This is a genomic window from Streptomyces sp. NPDC002265, assembly GCF_040296125.1.
Lineage (GTDB): Bacteria > Actinomycetota > Actinomycetes > Streptomycetales > Streptomycetaceae > Streptomyces.
This window is the reverse complement of sequence record NZ_JBEOWS010000240.1, coordinates 1-15,182: the sequence shown is the minus strand read 5'-3', so window position 1 is coordinate 15,182 and position 15,182 is coordinate 1. Positions and strand designations below refer to the sequence as shown.

Annotated in this window: 14 protein-coding genes; 6 read left to right on the top strand and 8 right to left on the bottom strand. The window is 74.1% G+C overall.

Going from position 1 to position 15,182, the window contains the following annotated elements; translation table 11 throughout:
• Window positions 1-19: 19 nt before the first annotated feature.
• The 6 genes from ABT085_RS32080 to ABT085_RS32055 all read right to left on the bottom strand — a co-directional run bounded on the left by ABT085_RS32080 (window position 20) and on the right by ABT085_RS32055 (window position 6,501).
• Window positions 20-658, bottom strand: coding sequence for a bifunctional DNA primase/polymerase (locus tag ABT085_RS32080; protein ID WP_351615817.1), 639 nt, complete (start codon window positions 656-658; stop codon window positions 20-22).
• Between the two features lie 129 nt (window positions 659-787).
• Entirely contained in the window at window positions 788-1,156 is a 369-nt protein-coding gene (locus ABT085_RS32075; RefSeq protein ID WP_351615814.1) for a DUF8844 domain-containing protein, read from the bottom strand.
• 249 nt (window positions 1,157-1,405) lie between these two features.
• Window positions 1,406-2,743 carry an AAA domain-containing protein gene (locus tag ABT085_RS32070; RefSeq protein WP_351615822.1) on the bottom strand — a complete coding sequence of 446 codons (1,338 nt, stop codon included), beginning with the start codon at window positions 2,741-2,743 and terminating at the stop codon, window positions 1,406-1,408.
• On the bottom strand, window positions 2,743-4,338 hold the full coding sequence (locus ABT085_RS32065; RefSeq protein WP_351615811.1) for a hypothetical protein: 1,596 nt from the start codon (window positions 4,336-4,338) through the stop codon (window positions 2,743-2,745). Before ABT085_RS32065 ends, ABT085_RS32070 begins: the two co-directional genes overlap by 1 nt.
• The gene (locus ABT085_RS32060) at window positions 4,329-5,585 is read right to left on the bottom strand and encodes a hypothetical protein (protein WP_351615808.1); all 1,257 of its coding nucleotides are present in this window, start codon (window positions 5,583-5,585) and stop codon (window positions 4,329-4,331) included. The genes ABT085_RS32065 and ABT085_RS32060 overlap by 10 nt, the downstream gene beginning before the upstream one ends.
• Window positions 5,536-6,501 (bottom strand): phosphatase PAP2 family protein, encoded by a 966-nt coding sequence (locus tag ABT085_RS32055; protein WP_351615805.1) that lies wholly within the window; start codon window positions 6,499-6,501, stop codon window positions 5,536-5,538. The genes ABT085_RS32060 and ABT085_RS32055 overlap by 50 nt, the downstream gene beginning before the upstream one ends.
• Before the next feature lie 190 nt (window positions 6,502-6,691).
• Between ABT085_RS32055 and ABT085_RS32050 the strand changes: the two genes are divergently transcribed.
• Complete coding sequence (locus tag ABT085_RS32050; RefSeq protein ID WP_351615802.1) at window positions 6,692-7,291, top strand: histidine phosphatase family protein; 600 nt, start codon at window positions 6,692-6,694, stop codon at window positions 7,289-7,291.
• Between the two features lie 34 nt (window positions 7,292-7,325).
• Here the strand turns inward: ABT085_RS32050 and ABT085_RS32045 are convergent, their stop codons facing one another.
• A complete protein-coding gene (locus ABT085_RS32045) occupies window positions 7,326-8,777 on the bottom strand; it encodes an NsdA family TPR-like regulatory protein (protein WP_351615799.1) in 1,452 nt (483 codons plus the stop codon).
• A 372-nt stretch (window positions 8,778-9,149) separates the two neighbouring features.
• Here ABT085_RS32045 and ABT085_RS32040 point away from each other — a divergent pair, with 372 nt between their 5' ends.
• A complete protein-coding gene (locus tag ABT085_RS32040) occupies window positions 9,150-9,548 on the top strand; it encodes a hypothetical protein (protein ID WP_351615820.1) in 399 nt (132 codons plus the stop codon).
• 246 nt (window positions 9,549-9,794) lie between these two features.
• A complete protein-coding gene (locus ABT085_RS32035) occupies window positions 9,795-10,664 on the top strand; it encodes a spermidine synthase (protein WP_351615791.1) in 870 nt (289 codons plus the stop codon).
• 48 nt (window positions 10,665-10,712) lie between these two features.
• Here ABT085_RS32035 and ABT085_RS32030 read toward each other — a convergent pair whose 3' ends face one another.
• Window positions 10,713-11,258 (bottom strand): hypothetical protein, encoded by a 546-nt coding sequence (locus tag ABT085_RS32030; protein WP_351615788.1) that lies wholly within the window; start codon window positions 11,256-11,258, stop codon window positions 10,713-10,715.
• Window positions 11,259-11,356: 98 nt separating this feature from the next.
• Here ABT085_RS32030 and ABT085_RS32025 point away from each other — a divergent pair, with 98 nt between their 5' ends.
• From ABT085_RS32025 to ABT085_RS32015, 3 genes are all read left to right on the top strand, one after another.
• The gene (locus ABT085_RS32025) at window positions 11,357-12,058 is read left to right on the top strand and encodes a response regulator transcription factor (protein WP_351615785.1); all 702 of its coding nucleotides are present in this window, start codon (window positions 11,357-11,359) and stop codon (window positions 12,056-12,058) included.
• The gene (locus ABT085_RS32020; protein ID WP_351615783.1) at window positions 12,055-13,431 is read left to right on the top strand and encodes a sensor histidine kinase; all 1,377 of its coding nucleotides are present in this window, start codon (window positions 12,055-12,057) and stop codon (window positions 13,429-13,431) included. The genes ABT085_RS32025 and ABT085_RS32020 overlap by 4 nt, the downstream gene beginning before the upstream one ends.
• A 174-nt stretch (window positions 13,432-13,605) precedes the next feature.
• Window positions 13,606-15,090 (top strand): glycoside hydrolase family 18 protein, encoded by a 1,485-nt coding sequence (locus ABT085_RS32015; RefSeq protein ID WP_351615780.1) that lies wholly within the window; start codon window positions 13,606-13,608, stop codon window positions 15,088-15,090.
• Window positions 15,091-15,182: the final 92 nt, after the last annotated feature.

The window sequence follows — 15,182 nt, the reverse complement described above, 5'->3', positions numbered from 1 at the left end:
GCTGCTCTAACCAACTGAGCTAGCGGCGCCTGCTGACGTCGTAGACATTAGCATCCTGGTCGGCGGGAGGAAAAATCGAAATCCGTACGGCCGCGCGAGCCGCCCGTACCGCCGCCCAGAACAGGATCTCGGGGCCCGGCAGCCAGGGGTGGCGGGTGTCCGGGGCGACCAGCCAGCGGGTGACGGCCCGGCTCGCCCCCGGGGCGGCCGGAGCGGACGTCGTGGGGGTGAGGGGCGGTACGGTCACCGCGTCGCCGCCGCCGTGGCACAGCAGCGGCGGAACGGACTGCGTACGGCCGTCCCGGCGGCCGCGGGTCCCCCACTCCTCCCACTCCAGCAGGGAGGGCAGCCGCTGGGCCGTGCCGGGCACCGCGAACAGCAGCATCCGCCCGCGGAAGACGGCCACCGGTCCGGAGCCCGGCCCCTCGTCCCAGAGCCGGTCCAGCATCCGGCGCCCGAAGATCGCGGGAGCGCTGACGATGTCGAAGACCGCCCCGCAGGGCAGCACGACCGGGGCGTGGGGACGCTCGCGCCAGAACGCGAGCGTGCTGCGCGGATACGTCCCGGCGGAGGCCAGCCAGTCGGCGCCGTCCGCGGTGACCCCCGAGACGTCGCAGCGGTCGCGGCCCGAGGGCGGCTCTTCCCGTGTGCTGCTCATGCCGCATATCTACCGGCTGTGAGCGGACGGCTTCCGAGGGTTGGGGGAAACCGGGACAAGAGGGGGTGAGGACGAGTATCTTGCCTGCCTGGCATATGCCGTGGGGGTGCCCGCGGGTACGGCCGCCGGTCAGACCGGGTCGACGTGCTCCCGGCCCTCGACGCCGCCGCGCATCAGGTCCCGGCCGAACTCGACCATCTTCTTCGCGTAGTCCTCGGTCCACTCGGCCCGCTCGGCGATGTCCGCCGCCGTGAGCCGGTCGAACCGGCGTGGATCGGCCAGCTGGGCGGCGGCGAGGGCCTGGAACTCCACGGCCCGGTCGGCGGCCGCGCTGAACGCGAGCGCCAGCTCCGTCGCACGGCCCAGCAGCGCCGCCGGATCGTCGATCGACTCCAGGTCGAAGAAGTGCTCCGGGTCGGCCACCACCTCCGCGGGCTCGAAGAGCAGGGGCGCGGGGCGTAGCCGCGGTTCGTTGCGACGCGGCGTGGGCTCCGCCATGTCTTCTCCTCCTCGTACGGTTGCCGGTGGCACCGCCCTTCGGGTGGTCCACCCTCCATTCTCTCCCGGAGGCGCAAGGGCATGCCGGGACGGGCGACACCGCCCGAAGGCGCCGCACCCCGAACTCTCAAGCCCCACGGCCCCCGCGTTGTTCCCGCGCCTCCGCCGTGCCCCGGTGCGCCGGCCCATGGGCGTCCCGGCGGGCGGGGTGTCGGTGCTGGTTGTCTGCCGGGTGGCTGGGCGGGGTGGTCAGGGGCGCCAGGTGATGCGGTGTTCGGCCAGGCGGGCCAGGACCGCATGGTTCGCCTCCCAGCCGTCGGGAAACTTCACCAGGGTTCCCAGCTGGACCGGTTCCGTCGACGGATAGTCGTCCAGGAGGTCGCTCACCCCGGCCCGGCACACCACGATGCAGGCGTGGCGGTGGCGGGAGGCCAGGACGCACAGCCGGCCCGTCTCCAGGTGGAAGGCGGTGGCGTCGGGGCGGCCCGAGAGCGGGTGGAGCACCACCGTCACGTCGAACTCCCGGCCCTGGAGCCGGTTCGCCGTGTCCACGGTGACGTCCGCTACCCCCAGTTCGGCCAGCGCGGCCCGCACCGCCGCCGCCTGGTCCCGGTGTGCCGTTCCGACGGCGATCCGGTCGGCGGTGAGGGGAGCGGCCGCGGAGGAGCGCTCCGAGGCCGCCTCGCCGCCCCGGTCCAGCAGGCGGCGGACCACCGTGGCCACCGCGCGCACCGCCTCCGGATCGGTGCGCGGGGTGTGCCGCGCGGGCAGTTCGAGCAGGCCCCAGCCCGACAGCGCGGCCTCGTCGATCACCCGGTCCGGGCCCGAGCCGTCCGACGGGACGGTGAAGGACAGCCGCCGGTCGCCGTGGTCCGTGCCGCTGCGGAACGGGGTGAACGGGTAGAAGGCGTCCGAGACCAGGGGCGCCGCCGAGGCCGGCAGCCGCCAGGACACCGGCAGCCGGTGCTGCGGCAGCTCGGGGTTGTGGGCCAGCAGGGTCGTCACCGCGGAGGCCGAGGGGTCGTACGACAGGCCCGCCCACTGCTCGCTGCCCACGAGCGCGAACGGGTCCAGCTGCCCGGGGTCGCCCACGAACAGCGCCCGCTCGAACAGCCCGGCCACGGCGAGCAGCGCGTCCGAGCGCATCTGGTAGGCCTCGTCGACGATCGCGTGCCGCCACGGCTCGTCGACCTTGACGTGGGCCCACTTGGCCGCGGTGGAGACGACCACCGGCAGCCCGGCGAGGTCGGCCGCCTTCGCCGACTTGCGGACCTGCGGCCACGCGTCCAGCGCCTTGTCGTACGGGTCGGCGTCGCTGCTGTGCAGCCGGCCGACCGGCAGGTCGGGGCTCTTCTCGGCGAGCCGGGAGACCAGGTCGTCGACCTGGGCGTTGGTCTGCGCGACGACCATCAGGGGACGGCCGGCGTCGGCGAGCTCCAGCGCGGCGCGGACCACGAGCGTGGACTTGCCGGCGCCCGGCGGGGAGTCGACGACGACCCCGCGATGGGTGCCCTGCACCGTGTCGCGCAGGATCGCCTCGGTGGCCCGCGCGGCCGCGGCACCGGGGTCGAAGGCGGCCTCGGTGATCACAGGACGTCCTCCTCGGTGACGGGGTCGGGGGCCTCCGGCAGGGCGGCGGCCTCGCCGGGGGGCCCGCCGTGCGTCCACGGCGTGTGCTCCGGGTCGGGCAGCTTCGCGCCGCCGCGCTGGTCGTGCTCGAACAGGGTGAAGCAGATCAGGTCGCCCTTCTCCGGCACGGATCCGGCCTCGGGCTCCTTGCCGCGGCCCATCCGGTCGAGGATCCGCAGCACGAGCAGCCCCTCGCCCTCGTACCCGACGAACTCGGCCGTCTGCGGCTTCCCGCCCAGCGAGCGGTGCACCTTGACCCGGTCGCCCAGGTACGGGCGGTCGTCGGTGCACAAGGTGACCAGCGGCCGCGGGCTGGGCCGCTTGCCCTCGCTGTACGCCATGACCACATCCGTGACCTCACCCGCGAACGCCTCCCCGGCCAGCCTCCGGCCCGCCATCACCAGCGGGTCGTCCAGTGCCTCCTGGGCCTCGAGACGGGCCTGTTCGCGCTCACGGGCGGCGAGCTTGCCGGCCGCGGTGACCGCGTCGTCGCGGCGCGGCTGCGGGGGCTCCCCGGCCAGCACCCGGTCGCGATGGGCGGTGAACGACCAGCGGTCGCGCGTCCACCGCTCCTCGACGTGCGCCCCCTCCGGCAGCGTGCGCAGCAGCTCCAGGCCGTCCCACACCTTGTCCCAGGTGGGCCGGGTGGCGTCGGCGACCAGGGCGCGGACCGCCTGCTCGGCGGCGGTCAGCTCACCGAGCCGGTCGTCCGCCTCCAGCCCGTCCTCGGCGGTGGCGAGGGCGGTGCGTGCGCGGTCGTAGCGCTCGATCGCGGGCGCGAGCAGCCTGTTGTCGAACGCCGGGTCGGTCGCCGGGCCCGCAGGCGGGCACAGCAGCTGCCCGTCCGCGTCACGGGCGAGTTCGGCGCGCAGCGCGGCCTCCGCGCCCGGGACGCCCTCCGGCGGGTCGATCCAGGCCAGCAGCGCGCCCAGGTGCTGGTCCTCCAGGCTGGACTGGCCGGTCGCCCAGTGCCGGCCCAGCACCTCGGTCAGGGCCAGCAGCAGCGCGGAGCCGGGCACCCGGGAGCGCTCCCCGAAGTGGGTCAGCCAGCGCCCCAGCAGCGGCACCCGCGGCGGCGCCGGATGCGGGGCCTCCGGATCCTGTTCGGCGGTGCGGCGAAAGCGCATGGAGCGCCCCAGCAGCCGTACGAAGTCCAGGCCGGCCCGGCTCGGCACGATCAGCTGGGGCGCGTCCGCGCACAGCTCGACCTCGACCTTGACCCGCTTGCCGGTCTCCGGGTCGGTCTCGTTGCGCTCGGCGGCCTCGACCGCGTCCGCGTACCCGTCGACGTAGGGAAGGACCACGTCGGCCAGCTCGGCCAGGAACGCGAACCGCAGGTCGCGGTCGCGCGGCTGCGGCACGACGAGCAGGGTCGGCGCGTCCCGGTCGGTGCCGACCAGCGCGCCGAGCGGGGCACCGGCCTCGCCCGCGGTGACCAGCGGCACGAGGACCAGCGGCCGCTCGGACAGATGCCGGTGCCGCACGGTCGCGGCGGGCTGGGCACGTCCGGTGGCGACGGCCTCCAGCCGGGCGAGAGTGGCGATCAGCGACAAGGAGCCGCCTCCTGACCGGATGCCTGGCCGACCACCGTAGCGAGTACGTGATCGGACGTCCGGCCGAGTGACTGACCGGACGCCTGGTCGAGTGTCAGGCCGGACGCCTCGCCGGGCGTCGGTCCGAAGGCCGCACCGAGCGCCTCGGCACGCAGCCGGTGGGCCCGGCGCAGTGCCGCCACCGCCGGGTCGGCCGGGTCGCCGGCCTCGCCGCGGGCCGCCGCGAGGACGTCCTCGACCGTCGCCAGAGCGCCCAGGTCGGCCCGTACCGAGCGGCCCAGCGAGGTCACCGCGCCGTCCGCGCGGGAGCGGTCACGGCAGTGGAAGGCCAGCTCGCAGGCGGCCAGGCACTCGGGGGCGTACGCCGCGGGAACCGACTCGACGGCGGCCGTGAGTTCCTCGGGGGGCAGCTCGGGGGAGAAGCAGGCGCCCTCGGGGACGGCGTCGGCGATGTCCTGGAGGCGGGTGAGCCGGGCCAGCTGCCGACTGGTGACCGCGCGCTGTTTGCGCACGTCGACGGCCGAGGCGGTGGGCAGGTTGGAGAAGTCCTTGGGGCACACCAGCAGGATCCGGTCGCGCACCCGCGGGACCGTCTCCAGCCGGGCGGCCACCGCCTCCAGCGCCAGCACGTACACCGCGGCCTGCCGGGCGGCCGCACCGACCTTCGCCGGGTCCGCCGAGCCGTCCAGCATCGGGAAGGACTTGATCTCCACGACCGTCCAGCTGCCGTCCGGGTGCACCACCACCGCGTCCGGTTCGAGGAAGGCAGGGGAGCCCGCCACGTCGAGCGCGAGCATCGGATGGTCGAGCAGCGTCCAGACGCCCGGCGTCCCGGTGGCCTCACGCAGCGCCAGCGCCGTCCGCGCGGTGCGGCCCTCGGGGCCGACCGCGGCCAGGTCGGGGGCGTGGACCCGGCCCGGCTCCGGCGGCGGGGTGGTCCGGTCCAGTCGCTCGTGCACCAGCCGCAGCAGTTCCGCGCCGCCGTCCGCCTTGACCCGGGCCTCGAAGGCGTTGCCCCGGGTGAAGGCGAACTGCGACTGGCCGAAGACCGACGGCGAGCCGAGCGCGCCCGCCAGCGCCGTCTTGTCCACACCGGCGCCGTCCAGGAGCGCGCGCCGTCTGCATCCGGGGTTGGCGGCGAGCGCCGCGAGGGCGCGCGCGTCCAGCGCCTTGGCCGCTACGTCCGGTCCGCGCAGCTCAGCGAGCCGCTGCCGGAGTGCCCTCGCCGGCGTCCGTGGGGGAGGCACCGGGCTCGGCTCCGGACCCGAGCCGCGCGTCGCGCTGCCGTGGAAATCGCTCACCCGGGGAAGTCTGGCACCCGGCACTGACAATCGGGGTGCCCGTGCCGGCAGAGACCGCCGGGGCAGCCGGTACCCGCGTCCCCCACCGGGTCGCCAGGGCCGTGCGGATCCGGTCCGCGACCCGCATCATCAGCGGGGTCAGCAGCAGTCCGACGCCCATCACGGCCGCGCCCGCGACCGCGTCGAGGAAGTAGTGGTTGGCGGTGCCCATCACCACGATCGTGGTGAACAGCGGGTAGATGATCCCGGCCGCCTTCGCCGTACGGGTGCCGCCGTGGCGCCAGAGCATGACCCCGCACCACAGCGCCCAGCCCACGTGCAGGCTCGGCATCGCGGCGTACTGGTTGGTCATGCCGCCCATGCCGCGCGGCGCGCTCGCCTCGCCGCCCCACCAGCCGTACGAGCTGTACTGGGCCATCGTGTCCACGAAGCCGTACTCCGGCGACAGCAGCCGGGGCGGGCAGGTGGGCAGCAGGGTGAAGCCGATCAGACCTATGAAGGTCGAGGTCATCAGCCAGGTGCGGGCCGACCGGTAGAGCGCGGTACGGGAGCGGAACAGCCAGACCAGGAGCGCGGGCGTGATCATGTAGTGCAGCGACGCGTACCAGAAGTCGGCCGGCACGCCGAGCCAGGCCTCACGCGTGAACAGCCGGTTGAGCGGGTGCTCGGCGTTGATGCGCAGGAACTTCTCGATGCGCAGGATCGCCGTGCCGTGGTCGATCGCGCCGGATATGTCACCCCTGGCCAGGAGCCGGCCCGCGGAGTAACACCCGTACACCAGCAGGATCAGCGGCAGCTCGGTCCACCAGCGCAGCCGGGTCCGAGGGGCCGCCTCGATGCGAGGTGCCTCCGTCTGCGGCATCCGATTCGCCCTTCCCCTCCGTGGTCCCTGATGCGCCCGGTGGCGCGGCCGTGACACTTTACGGCGTTCACGCGCACCTGGCTCCGGGCCCCCGGCTCTCAAAGACGCAGCGGTCGCCCCTCGGGTTGCCCCCGCCGGTGGTGAGCGATGATGGAGGAGATCGGAACGAAGACTTCCCGGAAGGTCGCTCATGGCACCGCGCATCCTGCTGGCCCGGCACGGACAGACGCAGTGGTCGCTGTCCGGCAAGCACACAGGCAGGACAGACATCCCCCTCCTCGACGAGGGCCGGCGCGGTGCCGAACTGCTGGGCGAGCGGCTGCGCGGGGCACCGTTCGACGGGCTGCCCGGTGCCGAGGTGCGCACCAGTCCGCTCGTACGCGCGCGTGAGACCTGCGACCTCGCCGGCTTCGGCGACCGCGCGCGCACCTGGGACACGCTCATGGAGTGGGACTACGGCGCGTACGAGGGCATGACCCCGGCCGAGATCCAGGCCGTGCGGCCGGGCTGGCTGATCTGGCGCGACGGTGTGCCGCAGGGCGAGAGCCTGGCGCAGGTGACCGCGCGCGCGGACGAGGTGGTCTCCTGGGCGCGGGAGGAGGACCGGGACGTGCTGGTCTTCGCCCACGGACACATCCTGCGGTCGATCGGCGCCCGCTGGCTGGGACTGCCGATCGCGTTCGCCGCACGGATCCGGCTGAACCCGACGTCGCTGTCCGCGCTCGGCTGGGCGTACGGGGAACCCGCTATCGAGAGCTGGAACGACCTGGGGCACCTGGCGGCCGCCTGAGCGCGGTGCGGGACGCCCACGGCGTGCGGGGTGCTCACGGTGTGCGCGGGCGGCCGGCGTGGCGTTCCAGGAAGGCCGAGACCCCCGAGGCCCGCCGGTGCGGCAGCAGCACCCGCGCGGTCCCCGCCAGCATCGTCTGGATGCGCGAGGACTGCACCTCGTCCAGCAGGTCCAGCACCCGCATCCCGGCCGTGGCCGCCTCGTCTGGGCGGCCGCCGCGGGCGAGGTCGTCGGCGAGTTCGGCCGTGTACAGGGCGATGTTCCGGGTGAAGTGCGGGTCCTGGAGCCGGGCCGCCTGCCGGGCGTGCCGGGCCGCCCGCTCCCAGTCGCCCAGCGTGGACCAGCACTGGGCCTCCAGGCCCTCCAGCTCCGCCTCCCCGTAGAAACTCATCCATTCGGGGTCGGCGTCGCAGGAGCCCCGCTCGTAGAGGGCCTGGGCCCGCACCAGGGCCTGCTCGCAGCCGGTGCGGTCGGCCAGTCCCGCCCAGCCGCCCGCCTCACGTAGCGCGAGCAGCGACATCAGCCGGGCCGAGCCCAGCGGGCGGGCCACCCGCTGGGCGGCCTGTGCGGCCCGTACCGCCTCCCGGGGGCGGCCCGAGTCGCGGGCGAGGAAGGCCGTGTTGCAGAAGGCGTGCGCCTCCAGCGCCGGGTCGTCGGTCACCCGGGCGGTGGCGAGTGCCTCCGCGTAGTGCGAGCGGGCGTCGTCGTATCTGCCCGAGTCGTGGGCCAGCCAGCCCACGGAGATGGCCAGTTCACCGGCGCCCGAGTGGAGCCGGTCGACGGTCGCCTGCCGGGTCGCGCCGGCGTCCAGCAGCGCGTACGCGGTGCGCAGCGGGGCCGCCGCGCGCCGGTAGAGACCGTCGGCGCCGTGCCGGTCGTCGAGCAGCCGGATGCGGCGGACCGCCTCTTCCAGGGCGCTCGCCTCGCGGACGCCGGGACGCCGGGACGGACGGTCCGCCGCCACTGCGTCGTGCGGGAGCCCCAGGGGGGCCAGTGAGGCGGCCGCCACGGTGGCGCCCCCGCGGGTCATGAATGCGCGACGCAGCACGTCGCTCTCCTCGTGGTCGTGGAGCGTTTCGTACGGGTCCTGCGGGTCCTGCGTTTCGTACGGCTCGTACGCCTCGTGCGTCTCACCGGTGGTGTACGCCGGGCTCATGAAGTGAGCCGGGGGCGCCTCCCCGTCCGCCCGCGCCGACCGTCCGCGGACGGCCGACCGGGGAACGAAGCCGAGGTCGGTGAGCGTGCGGCCGGGGAACATGTGCAGGAACACCCGTTCGTACGCGTAGTTGGGGCAGCGGATCTCGCCCGCCTCCACCCGGCCGATGTAGCGGGCGTCACAGCTGACCTGCTCGCCGATCTCACGAGCGGCCCGCCGCACCAGCGCGGCGAACTCGCCCGGTGAACGGTGTCCGCGTATCCGCCGGAAGGCGAGATTGGGCCGCGCGGGCCGGTTGGGCTGGGGCGAGGTCACCATTGACGACGTCATGGCCGGGTCCTCTCGTGCGAACCGTCGAACCATGCCGGATTAGGGGTGAGTTGTCCGTGTGCCACCCTGTTTCCGGCGGGCAAGAAGGTACCTGCTGTGGTCGGCCCGCCACGCAGTGTTTGGCTACAAACCGGATATCTCATCCCCGATCCGCCATGAACTGCCATCCTTTGCGGCTGAATTCCGCCGTTGCCCTTGACGCCGTGCCGCGTTGAACCGCCCGAACTGCAAGAAGGTTCTGTGGTGGAGGCCGGGATGGGGACGAGCCAAAGCGTCGGTCCTTGTACGACGGTGACGCCGATCGCGTCGGCGGCCGCGGTGACGGCGGTGACCGCGGTGGTGTCGGCGGCCGCGGTGGTGACGCCGGCCGCGGTGACGGCGGAGCAGGTTCCGCCCCCGGAGTGCGGCGGGCCGCCCGACGGGGCCGACGGGTGCGACCTCGTCACGGTGCCGGCCCGCCAGGGGCTGGAGGCGGTCGACATCCTGCGCCGGGCGGACGTGGACGCGGTGGGGCCCGTGCTGCACGACGACGGGTGCGACACGCTCGGCTTCCTCGTGCCGCCCGGCACCGCGGCCGCGTGGGACGTCCCCGGCAGCGTCTGTACGCAGACCGACGGACGGGGGCTGCGGCTCGACCCCGAGCCGCCGGTCGAGGGCTCGGACTGGCTGCTGCCACCGGGCGAGGCGGACCTCGCCACCGACCCGGCGGTGCTGCGGCGGGCCCTGGGCGAGGCGGCCCGGCTCATCGAGGCGGCAGACAGCCGCCGCTGAGCGAGCGCGGCCGTCGCCGAACGGGCCCGGCCGCCGCTGAGCAGGCGCGGTCGCCGTCGAACGGACATGGTCGCCGCCGAGCGGACGCGGCCGCCGCCGAGTGGGCCGGGCGTGGTCGCCGCTTGCGCGGGCACGGTCGCCGCCGGCCGGGCCGGCAGCGCCACCGGACGGGCCGGCAGGGGCGTCGGGCGGGCCGTCGGTCGCCGCTGAGCGGCACGGGGGCCGGGCGCTTGCGAGAATGACCCCATGGGAAAGTCCAGGAACCTCCGGCGGCGGCCGGACGCCGACGACGCCGTCGTCGAGCCCGTCGACGGCGGGCTCGCCGAGCTGATACGCGACCGGGACCGGGCGCGGGCCTGGACCCTGTTGATCGACGGCGCCCCGCAGTCGCACGTCGACCTGGACGACCCCGGGTACCTCTCCTTCGAGTACCAGCGCCGCCTCGGCCACGTCATCGACCTGGTCGCCCCGCCCGCCCGGCCCGTGCACGCCGTGCACCTCGGCGGCGGCGCCCTCACGCTCGCCCGGTATGTCGCCGCCACCCGCCCCCGCTCCACCCAGCAGGTCGTCGAGCGGGACGCGGCCCTCGTGCAACTGGTGCGCCGCGAGCTCCCGTTGGCGGCCAACGCGCGGATACGGGTGCGCTCCGCAGATGCCCGGGAAGGGCTCGCCAAGGTGCCGGACGGCTGGGCCGACCTCGTCATCGCCGATGTGTTCAGCGGCGCCCGCACCCCCGCCCACCTGACCTCGACCGAGTTCCTCGACGAGGTGCGCAGGGCGCTCAGGCCCGGCGGGCTCTACGCCGCCAACCTGGCCGACGGGCCGCCGCTGGCGCATCTGCGCGGCCAGATCGCCACGGCCGCCGCCCGCTTCGGCGAACTCGCCCTGGTCGCCGATCCGACGGTGCTGCGCGGCAAACGGTTCGGCAACGCGGTGCTGGTCGCCTCCGACCTGCCGCTGCCCGTCGCCGAACTGACCCGCCGGGCGGCCTCGGATCCGCACCCGGGCCGGGTCGAACACGGCCGCGCGCTCACCGACTTCGCCGGCGGCGCCGTGGCGGTCACGGACGCGGTGGCGGTCGCGTCCCCCGCCCCGCCGCCCTCGGTCTTCCGCTGACGCCCGGACCGGCGACGAGCCCGGGGACCGGGCGCGGGACCGTCCGGTTCAGTACGTGACGACCTGCACCTGGGGCGGTCCGTCGTGCCAGGTGCAGAACACCGACACCCGGTCCGTGCCCGCGCTGAACTCCACCCGGATCCAGGTCTCCGTCTTGAACACCTGCATCGACCAGCCGGCGGCCGGGGTCGCCGACACCAGCGTCGCGTAGGTGTCGGCGATGTCGAAGACCGAGCGGCCGCCCTTGGTGTCGTAGCTCTTGATCCGGCTGTCGGCCGTGGCGGCGGACTGGCCGGTGCTCGGCTCCGCCGTCGCCGGCGCGGACTTCGAGGGCGACGGGGTGGCCGTCGGAGCGGTTGGTGCGGCCGATCCGGTGGGCTCGGCCGACGGGGTCCGCGAAGCGGCCGCCCGGTGGGTCGACGAGGCCAGCGGCCTCGACCGCTGCATGGTCGGGTCGGCCGCGGCGATGGGCAGGGCGCGCGGCGGGTCGTAGGCCGTGCCCGTCATCACCGTGTGGACGCCCCACCACGACAGCGTGACCGCCGCGCCCGTGGCGAGCAGCCAGGCCAGTACGTGTACAAGTCCTCTGCGCATCGCGGGCCATACTGCCTCACCCGTCCCACCGGCCGCACGCGGTCGAAGTTATCCACAGGCGCCGATCGGTATCGCCCGGATGGCGTACGGTGCGGCGCATGGCAAGTGTGCTCGTGGTCGAGGACGATCAGTTCGTCCGCTCGGCGCTCATCCGGCATCTCACCGAAGCGGCCCATGTGGTGCGCAGTGTCGGCACCGCGCTGGAAGCGCTGCGCGAGGTCGCTCATTTCCGTTTCGACGTGGTCATCCTGGACCTCGGTCTGCCCGATCTCGACGGGTCGGAGGCCTTGAAGATGCTGCGCGGCATCACCGACGTCCCCGTGATCATCGCCACCGCCCGGGACGACGAGGCGGAGATCGTACGGCTGTTGAACGCCGGGGCGGACGACTACCTCACCAAGCCGTTCTCGGTCGAGCACCTCTCGGCGCGGATGGCCGCGGTGCTGCGCCGGTCCCGTGCCGTCGCCGCGGACACCCCGCCGTCCACCGTCATCCGGGTCGGCGGCCTGACCGTCGACCCGCTGCGCCGCCAGGCCGAACTGGACGGAGCCCGGCTCGACCTGACCCGCCGTGAGTTCGACCTGCTCGCCTTCCTGGCCGGCCGGCCGGGAGTCGTCGTACCTCGCAGGGAACTGCTCGCCGAGGTCTGGCAGCAGTCGTACGGCGACGACCAGACCATAGACGTCCATCTCTCCTGGCTGCGGCGGAAGCTGGGCGAGACGGCGGCGCGACCCCGCTATCTGCACACGCTGCGGGGCGTCGGCGTCAAGCTGGAACCGCCCGTGGAGCCGGTCCGATGAGGTGGGCGCTGGTCAGGGTGTGCCTGGCGGTCACCACGATGGTCGTGATCGCCTTCGCCGTGCCGCTGGGGCTGGTCATCAAGGAGATGGCCCGCGACCGCGCGTTCTCCAACGCGGAGCGGGAGGCCGCGGCGATCGTCCCGGCGCTGTCCATCACCACCGACCGCGACGAGCTGGAGCGCGTCATCGCCTCCGCGGGCTCCGACGCCGGAATGGCCGTGCACATACCCGCGGTCGACGGCCAGACGGCCGTCGAACTCGGCCGGCAGCGCGCCGCCGACGGGGACATCGCGATGGTGCGCAGGCTGGGCCGGGTCTCCACCACCGAGGTGCGCGGCGGCTCCACCCTGCTCCAGCCGGTCGCGCTGAGCTCCGGAGCGATGGCCGTGGTCGAGGTGTACGTCCCCGAGTCCGAGGTCAGCAACGGCGTCGGCACGGCCTGGGCGGTGCTCGCCGGGGTCGGCGCCGCCCTGGTCGTCGGCTCGGTCGCGGTCGCCGACCGGCTGGGCGTGCGGATGGTGCAGCCCGCCGAGCGGCTCGCCGACGGCGCGCACGAACTCGGCGAGGGCCGGCTCGGCGCCCGGGTGCCGGAGGAGGGGCCGACCGAACTGCGGCTGGCGGCGGTCGCGTTCAACTCCATGGCCGACCAGGTCGTCCAACTGCTCGCCAACGAGCGGGAGCTGGCCGCCGACCTGTCCCACCGGCTGCGCACCCCGCTGACCGTGCTGCGGCTCAACACGGCCTCGCTCGGCGAGGGACCGGCCGCCGAGCAGACCCGGGCGGCCGTCGCGCAGCTGGAGCGCGAGGTCGACACCATCATCCGCACGGCCCGCGAGGCCAAGCCGCAGACCGTGGCGGCGGGCCTCGGCGCGGGATGCGACGCGGGCGAGGTGGTGCGTGAGCGGATGAAGTTCTGGTCGGCGCTGGCGGAGGACGAGGGCCGCAAGGTGCGGGTGGCCGTGGCCGACCACCCGGTGCGCATACCCGTGGCCCGTGCGGACCTGGCGGCGGCGCTGGACGCGCTGCTCGGCAACATCTTCCGCCACACCCCCGAGGGCACGGCCTTCGCGGTCGACGTGCACAACGGCGAGGACGCGGTGATCGTGCTGGTCTCGGACGCGGGGCCCGGCATCCCGGACCCCGAGGCGGCGATGGCCCGCGGGCGGGGATCGGGCAACGACGGCTCGACCGGGCTCGGCCTGGACATCGTGCGGCGGCTCGCGGAGTCGACGGGCGGCGACGTACGGATCGGCTCCTCGGTGCTCGGCGGCACGGAGGTGCGGATCTGGATCCAGCTGGACGGGCGCGTGCCCGAGCGCGGCGGGCACCGCGGGCGGGTCCGGCGGCGCAGACGAGGCCTGAAGGTCCGCTGAATCCGGCCCGCCCACCCCTACCTTTAACCGTCTCCGATGCCTTCCTTAAGCGCACCCTAAGATCTCCAACAGCCCCCCGGATAAAGCGGTTTGCCCGATTCCGGATCGCTAGCGTGCTGCCACGGCCCAGGTCTGGGACGCCCCCCGTGAGCAGTGAGTGAAGGCAGGCACGCGATGAGCACGCACCGGCGCAGAATCAGTGGCAGGAACAAGGCGATCGGCGGAGCGGTCGCCGCGGCCGTGATCGGTGGCGGCGCCATCGTCCTCAGCGGCGTCGCGAACGCGGCCGGCATCGGCGCCGCCTACACCAAGACCAGCACCTGGTCGACGGGTTACACCGCTCAGTACGTCGTCACGAACAACAGCGGGCAGCAGGAGAAGTCCTGGACCCTGGAGTTCGACCTGCCCGCGGGCACCAAGCTCAGCTCCCTGTGGGACGGGGAGTCGACCGTCAGCGGCCAGCACGTCACCGTCAAGCCGCCGAAGTGGGACACGGACGGACTGGCCGCCGGCGAGTCGGCCACCGTCGGCTTCGTGGCCAGCGGCAGCGGCGACCCGACCGGCTGTCTGATCGACGGCGCGAGCTGCTCCGTCGACACCGGCGCGACTCCGGAGCCGAGCGGCCGCCCGACGCAGACAGCGACGCCCACCGCGTCCGCGACCCCGACCGCGAGCCCCACCAGGACCGCCACGCCGACGCCCACGCAGACCGCCACCCAGACCCCCACGGCGTCCCCCTCGCAGAGCACCGGCACGGGCACCGGCACCACGGCCGGCTTCGCCCCGTACGTCGACACCTCGCTCTACCCGGCCTACGACCTGCTGGCGAACGTCACGGCGACCGGCGTGAAGAACTACAACCTCGCCTTCGTCACCGACGGCGGGGGCTGCAACCCGAAGTTCGGCGGTGTGTCGGACCTGGCGAACGACGGCGTCGCGTCGCAGATCGGCGCGCTGCGCGCCAAGGGCGGCGACGTCCGGGTCTCCTTCGGCGGCGCGTCCGGTTCCGAACTGGCCACCACCTGCTCCTCGGCGGACGCGCTGGCGGCGGCGTACGGCAAGGCCGTGGACACCTTCAAGCTCACCAAGGTCGACTTCGACGTCGAGGGCGGTGCGCTGCCCAACACCACGGCGAACACGCGCCGGGCGCAGGCGATAGCCAAGCTCCAGAAGCAGCACCCGGGCCTGGACGTCTCCTTCACGCTCCCCGTCATGCCGGAGGGCCTCACCCAGGACGGTGTGAACCTGCTCGCCGACGCCAAGCGGAACGGCGTGGCCATCTCCACCGTCAACATCATGGCGATGGACTACGGACCGGCGTACAGCGGCGACATGGGCACGTACGCCGAGCAGGCCGCCACCGCCACCCAGGCCCAGATCAAGAGCGTGCTGAGCCTCTCCGACAGCGCGGCCTGGAAGGCGGTCGCCGTCACCCCGATGATCGGCGTCAACGACGTCGCCAGCGAGATCTTCAAGGTCGACGACGCCGCCCAGCTGGTCGCCTTCGCCAAGTCCAAGGGCCTGGGCGGGCTGTCCATGTGGTCCGCCACCCGTGACAAGCAGTGCGCGGGCGGCGCGAAGAACGTCGCGGACGCCACGTGCAGCTCGATCGCCCAGGGCGACTCCGCGTTCTCGAAGGCGTTCGCCGCCTTCAACTGACCCAACCGCAGCCGCCCCGAGTCACAGCCGATCCGAGCCACATCCAGGAAACGGGGTAGCGCGCCCCGGCCGGTTCCCACCCCCATCCGGCC

Coding starts and splice junctions, on each gene's coding strand:
- ABT085_RS32035 (WP_351615791.1), top strand. CDS start 9,795: ATGGGAAAGTCCAGGAACCTCCGGCGGCGGCCGGACGCCGACGACGCC.
- ABT085_RS32020 (WP_351615783.1), top strand. CDS start 12,055: ATGAGGTGGGCGCTGGTCAGGGTGTGCCTGGCGGTCACCACGATGGTC.
- ABT085_RS32030 (WP_351615788.1), bottom strand. CDS start 11,258: ATGCGCAGAGGACTTGTACACGTACTGGCCTGGCTGCTCGCCACGGGC.
- ABT085_RS32015 (WP_351615780.1), top strand. CDS start 13,606: ATGAGCACGCACCGGCGCAGAATCAGTGGCAGGAACAAGGCGATCGGC.
- ABT085_RS32025 (WP_351615785.1), top strand. CDS start 11,357: ATGGCAAGTGTGCTCGTGGTCGAGGACGATCAGTTCGTCCGCTCGGCG.
- ABT085_RS32050 (WP_351615802.1), top strand. CDS start 6,692: ATGGCACCGCGCATCCTGCTGGCCCGGCACGGACAGACGCAGTGGTCG.
- ABT085_RS32075 (WP_351615814.1), bottom strand. CDS start 1,156: ATGGCGGAGCCCACGCCGCGTCGCAACGAACCGCGGCTACGCCCCGCG.
- ABT085_RS32045 (WP_351615799.1), bottom strand. CDS start 8,777: ATGACGTCGTCAATGGTGACCTCGCCCCAGCCCAACCGGCCCGCGCGG.
- ABT085_RS32080 (WP_351615817.1), bottom strand. CDS start 658: ATGAGCAGCACACGGGAAGAGCCGCCCTCGGGCCGCGACCGCTGCGAC.
- ABT085_RS32055 (WP_351615805.1), bottom strand. CDS start 6,501: ATGCCGCAGACGGAGGCACCTCGCATCGAGGCGGCCCCTCGGACCCGG.